This window comes from Streptomyces sp. NPDC058758 (assembly GCF_042746075.1).
Lineage (GTDB): Bacteria > Actinomycetota > Actinomycetes > Streptomycetales > Streptomycetaceae > Streptomyces.
Window position 1 is genome coordinate 158,181 of sequence record NZ_JBHYPS010000008.1, and the last position, 13,252, is coordinate 171,432.

Consider the following 13,252-nt stretch of genomic DNA (forward strand, 5'->3'; position numbering starts at 1 on the left):
CGCGGGCCGGAGGGCCTCGGACCGGGAGAGGTCAGAGCCGGTGCGCCGCGAGCCAGCGGGCGAGGGCCGCGGGGTCGGCGGGGGTGCCCCGGGCGCGGAGTTCGCGGTGGAGCGGGCGGAGCAGTTCGGGGCGGTGGAGGAGGGGGTGGAGGGCCGGGTCCGCGGTGGCCAGGGAGAGGACCAGGCCCGCCCACGCCTCGGGGGACTCCGGGTCCTCGGCCAGCAGGCGGCCGTACCGCTCCGCCGCCGACGGGTCGCCGGAGAGCAGGGCCAGGCCGGCCGCGGGGGCACCGGGCCGCGGCTCGGGGGCGCCGCCCGCCAGGGTGCGCCGGATCAGCCGGGCGCGGGTGTGCGACCAGCTCCCGTCCGGGTCGGGCACGACGGAGGCGGCGGCGGGGCGGAAACCGGGCGGCGCGCCCGAGGCGTGGGCCCGGGCCAGGGCGCGGACGTCCTCCGGCGCGGGGGCCAGGTGCCGTATCCGCCACTCGGTGCGGTGGTCGGCGGCGGCCAGCGCGGCCAGTGCCGCCACGCCCGGCCGGATCCGGGGGTCGGCGGGCCGGGCCGGCAGCCGCGCGGCCATGCCCGCCAGGAAGCGGCGGCCGTGCGCGGTCAGCGCGGGATCGGCGGCCAGCGTCGCGATGGCCTCCCGCGTCTGCCGCCGGACGAGGGCGAGTTCGAACTCGGCGAAGGCCCGCCCGGCGGCGGGCGCCCGGTCGAGGTGGCGGGAGCGGAAGTCGGCGATGCCGAGGAAGGCGTACGCCCCCTGGAGCAGGCCGTTCAGGGGGCGGGGGTCGTCCCGCCAGGGGGCGTGGTGCCGGGCCGCGCCGTCGTCCCGCTCCAGCGTCAGCAGATGGATCAGCGCGCCCAGCTTGACGTGCTGGAACTCGTGCACGAGGGTGACCGCGAAGGTGACCGGATCCGGCGGCAGCGAGCTGAGCAGCCCGCCGAAGGCGTCACCGGAGGAGGCGCTGCGGACCAGGCCGCCCGGCGGCACCGGCACCGGCGTGAGGCTCCGCAGCCCCGCCGCGAGGGCGGCCGCCGTCTCGGGGTCGCACTCCTCCAGGAGCTCGAAGGCCCGCCCGAACCCCGCCCGCCAGCGGGCCGCCGCGTCCGGTCCCGTACGGCCGGGCGGCAGCGGCTCGCCCAGCTCCCGGTACGGATCGAGGTCGTCCAGCCACACGCCCACCGGGTGCCCCGCCGCCCGCGCCCGCAGCCGGCGCAGCCCCAGCCAGCCCGGCGCGTCGCCCTCCGGCCCCGCGGGCGGGGGCCCCGCGCGCTCGCGGTGCGGCTCGACCGTCAGCCGGCCCGCCTCCACCACCACCTCCGCCGTGGCCCAGCGCGGACGGCCCGGCAGCCGGACCAGCCCCAGGGCGGGGAACATCGCGTCGCCGTCCCGCAGCGGCACGGTGGTGCGCAGCGGGAGGCCGGCCCGCAGCGCGGCCACCGCGCACACCGCGAACAGGTGCCCGAGGTCCGTCCAGAGCGGTCCGTCGCCCCAGGCGGCGTGCCGCAGCCGGCGCAGCCCGTGCCCCAGCCAGACGCCGACCTGCGGATGGAGCAGCAGCTCCCGGAACTCCTCCGGCGCCCGCTCCTGGGCGGCGGCCAGCGTCTCCCACGCGCTGTCCGGGGACGGCAGCGGGCCCAGCGCCCCGGGCGTCCGGGCGGCGTCGTCGAGCAGGGACCGCAGCAGCAGGAGCCGCCGGCTGTACTCGGTGGTGCGCAGGAAGCGGACGGCCCCGGGGCCGCCCCGGCCCGAGGCCAGGGCGTCGAAGTGCTCCGAGGGGACGAGGTGGTGCGCGGCACGGGCGGGCTCGTGTCCTCCGGCGGTCTGCACCGATCTCCTCCCGGAACCGTCGGCCGCTGTGGCCGGGCCACCCCGCCGGTCCGGCGGGCGGTGCCCCGTCGTCAGTTCCCGCCGGCGGGCCCCTCCTGCTCGCCGAAGTGGACCCGGGGCCGCTCGATCTGGCGCAGCAGCCGGTCCAGCGAGGAGGCGTGCAGGAGCGGACTCTGGGTGCGGAGGACCGACAGCGGGACCTCGCTCAGATCGACCAGTTCGGATCCCACGTGCTCCGTGGACGTGCGCATCGGTTCCCCCTCACCACGCCGAACCCCGTATCCCTTCATGATGGCCCAGCCCCCGGGGTTCCGGAAGGGCGTGATCAGGGCGGTCAACCCCTGGAATCCGGCCAGAGCCAGCGTCCCGCCCACCGCGCCACGGCCCGCTCCTCCGGCGAGCCGGCCTCGACCAGCGAGACCGCCTCCACGAGGGCGGCCAGGCCGCCGGGGTACCGCCGGCAGGCCCGGACGATGCTGACGATGTCGGGCCGGGGCGCCCCGAACCGGGGGATGGAACCGGCCAGTTCCACCGGAAGCATGGACACGACGAGCTGCCGCTGCTGCTGGTCGGCCATGCCCGGTGACCCGCTCAGCAGGCCGATGAGTTCGGGAAGCGCCTCGTCCGGCACCCTCCGCTCCGCGCTCCGCTGGGCGGGCAGCGTGAGCAGCCGCTCGTCGCCCGCCCCCGAGCGGTACCAGAGCGAGGTGGGGCGCTGGCCCGCGCCGGGTCCCGCCCCGTCGGCGAACCGCGCGGCCACCGTCTGCGCGAGCGTCCCCGGATCGGGCGGCCACGTCCCGTCGCCGGCCGCGTCCAGGGCGGACAGTACCGCGTCGGAGAACGCCCCGGTCTGCCGCACGGGGTCGTTGGCGGCCCGCTGCCCGGGACCGGCGGCGAGCAGCACGGACTGCTCGCGGCCCGGCAGGCGCTCGCCGCCCGGCGGGAGTTCGGCGGGCAGGGCGCGGGCGAAGCCCAGGTCCTCCACGAAGGTCTGGCAGGAGTCCACCAGCCAGACCTGGCGGGGGAAGCCGGGCAGCAGGTCGGTGGTGAAGGCGGTCAGCCAGGCGTCCAGGTCGAGGTTGCGCCGGTCGTCGCCGGTGGCGTCGGCGTAGAAGAGCCGGCGGTGCCCCTGCGGGTCGGTGACGCCGTGGCCTCCCCAGAACACCCACAGGAGGTCGCCCTCCAGGGCCGGCAGCCGGCGCGTCAGCACCTCCTGCACCGCCTCCCGCCCGGCCGGTCCCTCGGCGACGCCGGACGCGGGCCCGCCCGCCCCGGGCAGCGGGGCGAGCAGCAGCGAGACGTGCTCCGCCGGCACCCCGCGCCGCCGCAGCCACGCGGTGAACCGGCGGGCGTCCGCCGCCGGGCCCGGCAGGTCCCACGCCGGGCCCGCCGCGTACCGCTCCACCCCGACGACCAGGGCGTGCGTCCGCTCGGGGCGCGCCGCCGTCACGGCAGCTCCGCCGCGAGCAGCCGGTACAGCTCCGGGTTGGCCCAGTAGGCGCTGTGCGCCGGCGGGAAGGGCTGGCGGCCGTCGACCTCGACGTCCCGGACCCGGCCGGGGAACAGCCCTGCGCCGACGTAGCTCAACAGGTCCCGCCGGTCGTACACGTTGATCCAGGGCGGTACGTGCGGGGGCAGCGGCGCGCCGTGCTCCAGGCTCGGCAGCGCCCCCAGCTCGTACAGGAACGGCGCCTGCGAGCCGACGGTGACCAGCAGCGCCACCTCCGGCAGCTCCCGCAGCACCAGCAGGTCGAGCGAGGCGATGCCGCCGAGGCTGTGCGCCAGCACCACCACCGGCGGCTCCGCGGCCCGGACCGCCGCCGCGACGGCCTCCCGGACCGCCTCGCCCCTGGCCAGGTAGAGCAGCACGTCACCGGCCGCCGGGTGGGCCGCGTCGGTCAGCGCCGACCGCCGCTTCACCGCCTGCGCCGAGGCCAGTCCGAGGACCAGCCGCCCGGCCAGCCTCCCGACCCGCCGGGTCACCGGCCCCCGGTGGGTCCCGGCGGCGCCCCCGGGGAGCAGGGCGGTGATCCGGTCGACCGCCGCGTCCCGGGCGGTGCCGTCGAAGGCCGGGGCCGCGGCCTCGCGGGCGGCCGTGCGGCGCACCGCCTCGGCGACGAACGCCCGGGCGAGCGCGTCCGGTTCGGCGGAGGCGGCGGGGGAGCGCAGGAAGGCCCGGCCGTCCGGCGAGGTCAGCACGGCGGCCACGGCGGCGGCGAACTCCCCGCCGATCCCCGCCGCCTCCAGCGGCCCGCGCAGGGAGTCGTCGCCGGCGAGCGCCAGGGCCGCGGCGGCGAGCGCCTCGCCCGCCGGGACGGCGCCCGGCGCCAGCTCTGCCCGTGCCCCGGACTCCGGTGCGACGAGCCGCAGTTCGAGCAGCGGATCCACGTAGAGCAGGCCCCAGAACTCGACGTCCCCGGCGTCCGGGTCCTCCGCGCCCGGCGCGGCGCGCCCGGTACCGTACCCCGGGACGGACAGGCCGCCCGCGCGCAGCGCCGACCCGGCGCTCCCGCCCCAGTAGCAGGGGGCCACCGCGACGTCCGGACGGACGGCCGCCAGTCCCTCCCGGACCCGCTCCAGCGAGCCGCTGTAGCCCGGCTCCCGCACGCCCGTGCCGTGCACGAACACCACCGTCGTCACCCGTGACCCCCCGTCCGAGTCGGCATACGCCAAACGGCTTCCACGATAGGTCACTTGCCTCCCGGGCCGCTACACTCCGTAGGGGCCGTGCCCCAGCGGTGAGGCGGGCCGGAAGGGGATCGCCGGTGAGTTCGGATTCCGTCGTCACGCACGTCGTCGCGGCCCTCGCGGTCGTCGTCGCCGCCTCCCACGCCCTCGGCGCGCTGGCCCGGAGACTCGGCCAACCACCGGTGGTGGGACAGCTGTTCGCCGGAATCGCGCTGGGGCCGAGCCTCCTCGGACTCGTCCCCGGCGGCGTGTACGAGACGCTCTTCCCGTCCGGGATCCAGCCGATCCTGAACGCCCTCGCCCAAGTGGCGCTCGTCTTCTTCCTCTTCGCCGTCGGTTACGAACTCGACCTCGGACTGCTCCGGGGGCAACGCTCCGTGACCTCCGTCTCCGTGAGCGGCTTCGTCGTCCCCATGCTGCTGGGCGCCGGGATCGTGCTGCTCCTGCCGGGCCCCTTCGCCGCCGCCAACGGGGACCGGCCCCCCGACCCCACCTTCGTCCTCTACATGGCGATCGCCCTGTCGATCACGGCCGTCCCGGTGCTGGCCAGCATCATCAAGGACCAGGGCCTCGCCGGGACCAGGCCGGGCACCGTCGCGATGGCCTCCGCGGGCGTCATCGACGCGCTGAGCTGGCCCGTCCTCGCCGTCGTCCTCGTCGGCGGCGCCCACGGCTCGGCCCGGGAGTGGGGCGTCAAGGCCGCCCTGCTCGTCCTCTACGTCCTGGTCATGCTCTTCGCGGTGCGCCCCCTGACGGCGCGCTGGATCGGCCGGCCCGGCACCCCCGTCTCCCGCCAGGTCCCGGTCGCCGTCACCGTCGCCCTCGCCTCCGCCTGGGCCACCAACGCCCTCGGCCTGCACGTCATCTTCGGCGCGCTGCTGGCGGGCGTGATCATGCCCCGCAGGCCCGACGGCTCCCCGGACGGGCGGCTGCTCCGCCCGCTCCAGGACACCGGCGGCCTGCTGCTGCCGGTGTTCTTCGCCGTCTCCGGCATGGCCGTCGTGCTGGACGGGCTGCACCGCTCCGACCTGCTGCTCCTGGCGGTGATAATCGCCGCCGCCGTGGTCGGCAAGGTGGCCTCCGGCGCCCTCGCGGCCCGGGCGGGGCGGCTGCCCTGGCGCGAGTCCCTGCTGATCGGCGTCCTGCTCAACACCCGGGGCCTCACCGAGCTGATCGTGCTCAACGTCGGACTCCAGGCCGGGGTGATCGGCCCCCGGCTGTACGCCCTGCTGGTCGTCATGGCGCTGGTCACCACGGCCGCCGCCGGGCCGCTGATCCGGCTCCTGCGCCACCCGTCCGACGCGCTGCCCGCCCCGCGCGAGGGCCACCGCGCCGGCGGGAGCACCCCGGAGATCTGGTCCGGCCCGGAGGCCGTCCAGGACCCGGCGCCGGAGCACGTACCGGACCAGGGGCCGCTGCCGTCGCCCGGAGGCGAACCCGCGCCCCGGGCGTGAGCCCCCCCGACACGAGAAGGGCCGGAGCTAGAACGGCACCGGCGCGATGTCCACGTCCGCGCGCCGGCCGCTCGCCGAGGCGACCGTCGCCGGGTGGTCCTCGCCGAGCCGCGACCGGAAGTGCGCCAGGGTCTCGGTGTGCAGGGCCGTCGCCTCGGCGTCCCGGTCCAGCGCCCGCAGGTCCAGGACCACGTTCGTGGCGCAGGCGAGCGTGGTCGGGTGGGTCGGGCCGAGGACGCTCCGCAGCTGCTCCAGGGTGCGCAGGTCCAGCTCCAGCGCCTCCTCGTGCCGCTCCTCCGCGGCGAGCAGGCTGCCCGTGCCGACGGCCGCGGTGAGGGTGAGGACGTGCGTCTCGCCCAGCGCCTCGCGCAGCCCCGGCAGCGCCGCGTCCAGCTGCTCCCGGGTGGCCTCCAGGTCCCCGAGGTGGCGGAGCGTCAGGGCGAGGTTGACGCGGGCCGCCAGGGTGTACGGGTGGGCGGGGCCGAGCTTCGCCGTGTACCGCCCGATGGTCGCCTCCGCCAGCTCCCGGGACCGCTCCAGCTGCCCGTCCTGCCGCAGGTCCACGACGAGGTTGGCGGCGCAGGCGACGGAGTGCGGGTGGTCGGGGCCGTACCGGTCGACGAACTTCGCCCACACCGTCTCGGCCAGGGCGAGCGCCCCCTCGTGGTCGCCGGCGCGGCGGCGGCACACGGCGAGGACGCGCGCGAAGCCGAGGGTGGTGGGGTTGTCCTCGCCGAAGGCGGCGGCCTGCCGGGCGTGGACGTCCTCCTGCCGGACCACGGCCTCCAGGTAGTCGCCGGTCTCGCGGATGTCGATGGACAGGCCGCTGAGCGTGTTCAGGGTGGCGGCGTGGTTCTCGCCGAGGTGGAGCGCGCGCAGCCGGGCGGTCTCCGTGTCGTACGCGCGGGCCTCCTCGTACAGGCCCATCAGCCGCAGCCCGATGCCGAGGTTGTGGGCGGCGCGCAGGGTGGCCGGGTCCTCCTCGCCGAAGGCCCGCAGCGAGCGTTCGTACACCGACCGGTCGATCTCCAGGCCGCGGGCCATCTCGGCCCGCAGCCGCAGCCCGCTGGTGAGCTGGATCAGGGCGTCGAGCGTCCCCTCGTGGTCCTCGCCCATCGTGCGGACGTACGTGTCGGCCGTGCGCTGCATCATCGCCGCGGCCTCCTCGTACTCGCCGAGCGCGCGCAGCACGAAGGCCAGCCACTTCGCCATCTGGAGGGTCTGCTGGTCCTCGGCGCCGAACTTCGCGGTCCAGACCCGCAGCGCCTCGCGCGCCATGGCCGCGGCGCCCGCGTGGTCGCCCCAGGTGTGGAGGAACTCCACCATGCCGAGGATCAGCCGGCGCACCCACGGGTCCTCGCACTCCACCGCCCGCGAGCCCGTCACGTGCGGCAGCAGCTCCTGGTAGCGGGGCCAGAGCTGGCGCGAGGCCGGGTTGTTCGGGTTGGCGTCGGCGAGCAGCAGGTGCGCGCCGTGCCGCATGTCCGCCTGCTGCTGCGGGGACATGCGGTTGACCAGCACGGCCTGCACCAGCCGGTGCAGCTGGATGGTGTTGTGGCGGTGCTCGATGCGGGCCAGGGCGTAGACGTTGATCTCGCGGATGGCCCGGCTGAGGCGGATCGGGTCGCGCAGCGCCTCGTCCAGCTCGGGCGCGATGGTGGTGGACCGCGAGTTGTTGAAGAGGGTGCGGGAGATCGGCTCGGGGGCGAAGAAGGAGCAGACCTGGAGGAGCTGGAGCGCGGCCGGGTTGCGCTGTTCGAGCTGGCGCAGCGAGACGTCCCAGGCCGCGGCGACCGACATCGGGTAGTCCGGCGACGGCACGAGCTCGCGCATCAGCTCGGCGATCTTGTCGTTGATCAGCCGCAGGTAGTCGGGGACCGCCATGCCGGTGACGGCCTGCCAGGCGGCGGCCTGCTCGATGGCGAGCGGGAGGTCGCCCAGGGCCTCGGCCAGCTGGTCGGCGTCGTCGTCGGTCAGGTCGCGGGCGCGCCGGCGGAGCAGCGCCTTGCTCTCCTCGCGCGTGAAGATGTCGACGGACAGTGTCCTGGCCACCCGGTCCCACTCCTGGTTCCGGGAGGTGATGAGGATCTTTCCGGTGCCGCCGGTCGGGAAGTAGGGGCGGACCGCCTCGACGTTCTCGGCGTTGTCGAAGACCAGCAGCCAGCGCTCGTACGGCGTGCCGCGGCGCAGCGCCTCGCGGACGGCGGGGACGGCCTGGTTGGCCTCGCTGCCCACGTTCAGGCCCATCCGCTGGGCGAGTTCGGTGAGCGCGGTCAGGATCATCGTGGGCTGTTCGGACGGGATCCACCAGACGACGTCGTACTCGCGCGCGTACCGGTAGACGTACTCGATGGCGATCTGCGACTTCCCGACGCCGCCCATGCCGTGCAGCGCGTGCGGCAGCACCGCCGAGGTGTCGCCGGTGAGCAGCTGGTGGCGCACCTGGGCGAGCAGGTCCTCGCGGCCGACGAAGTTGGGGTTGTGGGGCGGGACGTTGCCCCAGACGGCGGGGACCGGGACGCGCGGCTGCGGGCCCGTGCGGGGCGAGGACGGGCCGGGAACGCCGCCGGCCCCGGGCACCGGGGTGCCGCCGGCCGGGGTGGCGGTCGGCGGGACGCCCGGGACGGGGCCGGCGGCGGCGCCCGGGGCGGGGGCGTCACCGCCCTGCTGTCCGTCGGAGGCCGGTGCCGGGATCGGCCGGCCCGAGGAGCCGTTCACGGGCGCTGCGTCCTCGGTCGGGTGCTGACTGGCGATGTCGGTCATCGATGGGCCGTCCATGTCGGGATCTACGGGGGTGTCGGGGGCATTCTGGACCAAAGGGGAAGCGCCCTCCGCGACGGACACTCCCGCGGCATCGCGCTCCAGGGCGGCGCTGATCCGGTTGGCCCGGTGGAGGTAGGGGCCGGACAGGGCCCGCAGCACGGCCAGTTCGACGCGGACGAAGGGCATGCTCTCGGCCGTCAGGTCGGGGACGGGCGTCGCGTCGGGGGTGAGCAGGGCGCCGCCCAGCCGCCGCGCCGCCTCGGAGCGGTCGCCGAAGAAGTCGGCCACCGAGCGGGCCACCCGCGCGGTGTCCGTGCGCATGGCGCCGGCCAGGAGCGCCTCGCGGGCCCCGGCGACGAAGTCGAGCGCCGCAGGGACGGCCGGCTCGGCCGGTTCGGCCCGCGGCGGCTCCTCGACGAGCCCGCTGAGGAACAGCTCGGCCACGTGCACCGGTTGGGCCTCGGGCACCAGCCGCCGCCGCACGTCCCGGACCAGCAGCGGGTCGAGGACGGCGGCGGCCAGATGGGTCGCCAGGCGGAAGGCGGTGGGCGTGGCGTGGCTGCGGAAGCGGCGGAGGCGCTCCTGCACGGTCGGCGCGGGGGCGGCGGCGGGCGGTTCGGCGGGCTCCGGCGCGGTCCGCGCGGGCGAGCCGAGCAGCAGGACGGAGGCCGGGATCCAGCCGGTGGTGTCCCCGGCCACGAGCGAGGCCCAGCGGCCCAGCCAGTCGGCGTTCAGTTCGAGGACGGGGACCGGGACCCGCCAGGTGGCGGGCGGCGGGTCGAAGGGGTCGCGCTCCTCGGGCGGGAAGCGCACGGCCAGTTCGCTGTTGCGGGCGGCGGGGCGCGGGCTGTGGACCCGTACCCGCCAGGGGGTGAGGGCGGTGCGGTGCCAGTCCCGCTGGGAGAGGAGGTGGACGACGGCGGTGGGCCCGGCCGCCGCCCACAGCTCCAGCGCCGCCTGGCCGGCGCCGGTCCGCCACAGCGGGCCGAGGGCGTCGGTGAGGACGAGGACGATCCGGCGGCCGGTGCGGTCCACGAGTTCGGCGGGGTCCGCGTCGGCGCCCCGGTCCGGGAGCGGGCCGCGGAGCACGGCCTCGCCGCCGTCCGGGGTCCCGCGCAGGCCGAGGCGGCGGACCCGGACGTCCCGGAAGGCGCCCAGCTGTTCGGCCACGGCGGTGAACTCGGCGACCGTCTGCTCCCAGATCGCCATGGTCGCGTGGTCGTCCACCACCAGCACCAGGTCGAAGCGGCGCTCGCCGACCGGCCGGGTGCGGGGCAGCCACAGGCCGTCCTCGGCGGCGCGTTCGACGGTGGCCTCCTCGTCCAGTTCGACCTCGGTCGGGGACGGCACCACCTGTCTCAGCGGCCGCAGCCGGCGGCCGATGCCCGGTGCGTCGCGCAGGTCGGGCAGCGGTTCGGCCGCCGCCCGGGCGCCGAGGGGGCCGCCGTCGAGGGCCGCGGCGAGGGCCGAGGGGGGCAGCCGTCCGGCGGAGTCCGGCGGGGACGTGCCCGGCGGACCCGGTGGCCCCTGTGGTCCCGGCCGGTGGAGGGCCGGGTCGCCGCCCGGGCCGGGGTGCGGGCGGCGGGGGCGGTCGCCCTCCTCGGTCTCCTCGGCGCGCGGAGCCGGGTCGCTCAGCTCGGGCGGGGTCTTCGGCCGGGTCTGCGGGGGTTCGGTGGACGGGGCGAGCGGGGCGGCGAGGGTCTGGTAGGCGTGCAGCCACAGCGCCTCCGCCACCTCGAAGGGCTCGGGGAGCGAGCGGGTGTCGTCGTCGTCCATCAGGGTGCCCCCGACAGGCGTCGCCAGAGGGCGTCCAGCAGCTCGTCCCAGGCCTTGTCGTCGCCCCGGACGCCGGCCGACCGCAGGTAGACGGCGTTGAGCAGCTGGTCGGCGGCGAGTCCGCCGTGGTCCCTGCTGCGCTCCAGGAACTCCCGGACGAGCGCGTCGTGGCGTCCTCCCTGGTCCTGGAAGTGGGCCGCGATCATGGCGGCCAGCTGGTCCTCGCGGGGCGGCGAGACGTCGAGCCGGACGCAGCGGCGGAGGAAGGCGGGCGGGAACTGCCGCTCGCCGTTGCTGGTGATGACGATGAAGGGGAAGGCCCGGCAGCGGACCTGGCCGTCCACCACGGGGACGGTGCCCTCGGGGTCGTCGGTGTGCACGTGGGAGACCGGCTCCCGGCGGCGGGCGCGGACCAGTTCGGGGATCGCGTACGTGCCGTTGTCGAGGACGTGGAGGAGGTCGTTGGGCAGGTCGATGTCGCTCTTGTCCAGCTCGTCGATGAGCAGCACGCGCGGCAGCTCGTAGGGCAGCAGGGCCGTGCCGAGCGGGCCGAGCCGCACGAAGTCGCCGATCCGCGCGGCGGGTTCGGGCGCGGCGGCGGGGCCGGGGGCGCCGGCCGTCCCGGCCTGCGCCTCGGCGGAGGGGGCGGGGACGCCGGGCGGGCGGAGGTGTCCCAGCGAGGCCTGGGCGCGGCCGATGGCGTCGTACTCGTACAGGCCGGAGCGCAGGGTGCTGCGCGAGGTGATGCCCCAGTGCAGGACCCGTCCGAGGCCCAGTTCGCGGGCGACCAGGTAGGCCAGGGTGGACTTGCCGATGCCGGGGCGGCCGGTCACCAGGAGCGGGCGGCGGAGCAGCAGCGCGGTGTTGATCAGGTCGATGTCGTGCGCGTCCTGACGCGGGGTGGCGCGGCCCGCGCGGCCGAGCCGGCGGTCGGTCTCGGCGCTGGCCGCCGGGACCGGGGGCAGGACGGGCCCGCCGTCGAAGGTCCGCCAGCCGGGCGGCTTCGGCAGCACGTCGCCGAGCCGGATGTCGGTCAGCGGCTGCCCGGTGCCCCGGTAGATCCACCAGCTGCGGCTGGTGACGGGTCCGGTGTTCCGGCCGTTCTCGACCGGGTGGTGGACACCGCTCATGTCTCCCCCTCCTCGTGGTGTCCGCCGCGGGCGCTCCCGGGGTCCGGTCCGGGCGCACCGGACCAGTCCACGAGCCGGTTGGGGTCGTCGAAGAGGACGGCGAGGTGCCGTCCCACGTGGGCGTCCCGCTTCCCGGCGGCGGCGGTGGCCGCGTCCTTGCGCAACTGGTGCACGCGCTGCGGCAGTTCGATGGGCTTGCCGGTCAGCAGGCGCCTGGCCCGCTTGCGGAAGTCGGCGGAGGCCGTGGACCGCCGGTCCCAGACGGCCATCGGAACTCCCGCGTACAGGGCGTCGATCAGGGAGGCCTGGCTGCCGTCCCGGTCCTCCGGCAGCGGCGGGGAGCTGAGGGCGACGGAGACGAGGCGCTCGTCGGCGGCGAGGGTGCTGGTCCACCGCTCGCGGTCGTGGCCCCTGCTGCCCGCCGTGTCCCAGTGGCAGGCGGTGTCGGGGCTGTCCAGCGCCTGCTGCCAGCGGTTGTGCCAGCGCCGGTGGAACTCCGTGGCCCGCATCCGCTCCAGGCTGCGCAGGACGACGGGGTAGGTCAGGCAGAGGGCGGTGGCGGCGGCGGGCCGGAAGGCGACCGGGAACCACTCCATCGGTTCGTTCAGCAGGTTGACGGGGAGCACGAACTCGAGGACGGGCCGTCCGGGCCGGCGGGCCCAGTCCCGTTCGGCCCGCCGGAGCAGCCGCTCCACGGCGGCGGGCACCTCGTCGAGGGTGACCAGCCGGTCCTCGCCGCGCTCCGGGCGCCAGGGGCCCGGCCGCATCTGCCGCCAGTGGGACAGCAGGTACCGGTCCGGGTGCATTCCGCTTCTGCACAACTGGACAACGAGGCAGGCGGGCGCGGGTTGTGCCGGGGACTCCTCGGCGAGCGCGGTCCGTACGGCCTCCAGGGCCCGGCGCCGTTCGAGCTTCTTCGCCTGGACGTCGTTCCATTCGCGCAGGGCGGCGGCGGTCTGCGCGTCGGCAGGGCCGCGGCCGTCGAGTCCGGCGGCCACGTGCTCGACCAGGACCATGGTGGGGAGCAGTCCGTCGGGGCGGGTGTTGGCCCGGGCGAGGAAGGCGAAGGCCTCGCCGAGGGTCGCGACGGGGTGCAGGGGCAGCGGGAGCCCGTCCGCGACGGCGTACAGCAGGCCGTGCGCGTCGAGGTGGCGGACGCGGTCGAGCAGGCCGGTGACGACGAGGCTCTCGGAGTCGGGCAGGGCGGGGAGCACCGCCGCCGGCGGGGCGCCGGCGATCAGGCCGCGGACCCGGAGGGCGGGGCCGGAGCCGGGGTCGTACAGGGCGAGGGCCGCGGCCAGTTCGCGCAGGCCGCCCGGTTCGCGCCGGCAGAACCGGACGATCTCCAGGACGCCCGGCCTGAGCCGGTTGTGGCGCGGGATGTTGGCGGCCTCGGGTAACCGGTCCGCCAGGGTGTCGATGAGGAGGCCGCGGCCGTCCGTGGTCTCCAGACCCGGCACCGCGCACAGCTGATCGACGAGTTCGTGCGTGAGATCCGACGCGTGAGCGCCGTGGCCCTCGTCGTACAAAAGCCCCCCCGTCACGGCTCCGGTGTTTCCCCAACTCCCGATCGCGCATGGGCAGTACGGGCGCCGTCGCCCTGCCGT

The 13,252-nt window shown here is 76.7% G+C and carries 8 protein-coding genes; 1 reads left to right on the forward strand and 7 read right to left on the reverse strand.

Annotated features, from left to right (window positions below):
- Nucleotides 1–31: 31 nt before the first annotated feature.
- From ACFW6A_RS13305 to ACFW6A_RS13320, 4 genes are all read right to left on the reverse strand, one after another.
- The gene (locus ACFW6A_RS13305) at nucleotides 32–1,834 is read right to left on the reverse strand and encodes an HEXXH motif domain-containing protein (protein WP_351848051.1); all 1,803 of its coding nucleotides are present in this window, start codon (nucleotides 1,832–1,834) and stop codon (nucleotides 32–34) included.
- A 71-nt stretch (nucleotides 1,835–1,905) separates the two neighbouring features.
- On the reverse strand, nucleotides 1,906–2,085 hold the full coding sequence (locus ACFW6A_RS13310; RefSeq protein ID WP_351848054.1) for a hypothetical protein: 180 nt from the start codon (nucleotides 2,083–2,085) through the stop codon (nucleotides 1,906–1,908).
- Nucleotides 2,086–2,168: 83 nt separating this feature from the next.
- Complete coding sequence (locus tag ACFW6A_RS13315) at nucleotides 2,169–3,284, reverse strand: caspase family protein (RefSeq protein WP_351848057.1); 1,116 nt, start codon at nucleotides 3,282–3,284, stop codon at nucleotides 2,169–2,171.
- Complete coding sequence (locus tag ACFW6A_RS13320) at nucleotides 3,281–4,474, reverse strand: hypothetical protein (RefSeq protein WP_351848059.1); 1,194 nt, start codon at nucleotides 4,472–4,474, stop codon at nucleotides 3,281–3,283. The genes ACFW6A_RS13315 and ACFW6A_RS13320 overlap by 4 nt, the downstream gene beginning before the upstream one ends.
- 125 nt (nucleotides 4,475–4,599) lie before the next feature.
- Between ACFW6A_RS13320 and ACFW6A_RS13325 the strand changes: the two genes are divergently transcribed.
- On the forward strand, nucleotides 4,600–5,976 hold the full coding sequence (locus ACFW6A_RS13325) for a cation:proton antiporter (RefSeq protein WP_351848062.1): 1,377 nt from the start codon (nucleotides 4,600–4,602) through the stop codon (nucleotides 5,974–5,976).
- A gap of 27 nt (nucleotides 5,977–6,003) precedes the next feature.
- On the opposite strand, the gene fxsT is transcribed toward ACFW6A_RS13325, so the two are convergent.
- Genes fxsT through ACFW6A_RS13340 form a run of 3 tightly spaced genes read right to left on the reverse strand, consistent with a single transcriptional unit; the run spans nucleotide 6,004 to nucleotide 13,189 of the window.
- Nucleotides 6,004–10,515, reverse strand: a complete 4,512-nt coding sequence (fxsT, locus tag ACFW6A_RS13330; RefSeq protein ID WP_351849042.1) for an FxSxx-COOH system tetratricopeptide repeat protein — start codon at nucleotides 10,513–10,515, stop codon at nucleotides 6,004–6,006.
- On the reverse strand, nucleotides 10,515–11,645 hold the full coding sequence (locus tag ACFW6A_RS13335) for a MoxR family ATPase (RefSeq protein WP_351849039.1): 1,131 nt from the start codon (nucleotides 11,643–11,645) through the stop codon (nucleotides 10,515–10,517). Before ACFW6A_RS13335 ends, fxsT begins: the two co-directional genes overlap by 1 nt.
- Nucleotides 11,642–13,189 (reverse strand): hypothetical protein, encoded by a 1,548-nt coding sequence (locus ACFW6A_RS13340; RefSeq protein WP_351849037.1) that lies wholly within the window; start codon nucleotides 13,187–13,189, stop codon nucleotides 11,642–11,644. The genes ACFW6A_RS13335 and ACFW6A_RS13340 overlap by 4 nt, the downstream gene beginning before the upstream one ends.
- Between the last annotated feature and the right edge of the window lie 63 nt (nucleotides 13,190–13,252).

Coding starts and splice junctions, on each gene's coding strand:
- ACFW6A_RS13310 (WP_351848054.1), bottom strand. CDS start 2,085: ATGCGCACGTCCACGGAGCACGTGGGATCCGAACTGGTCGATCTGAGC.
- fxsT (WP_351849042.1), bottom strand. CDS start 10,515: ATGGACGACGACGACACCCGCTCGCTCCCCGAGCCCTTCGAGGTGGCG.
- ACFW6A_RS13335 (WP_351849039.1), bottom strand. CDS start 11,645: ATGAGCGGTGTCCACCACCCGGTCGAGAACGGCCGGAACACCGGACCC.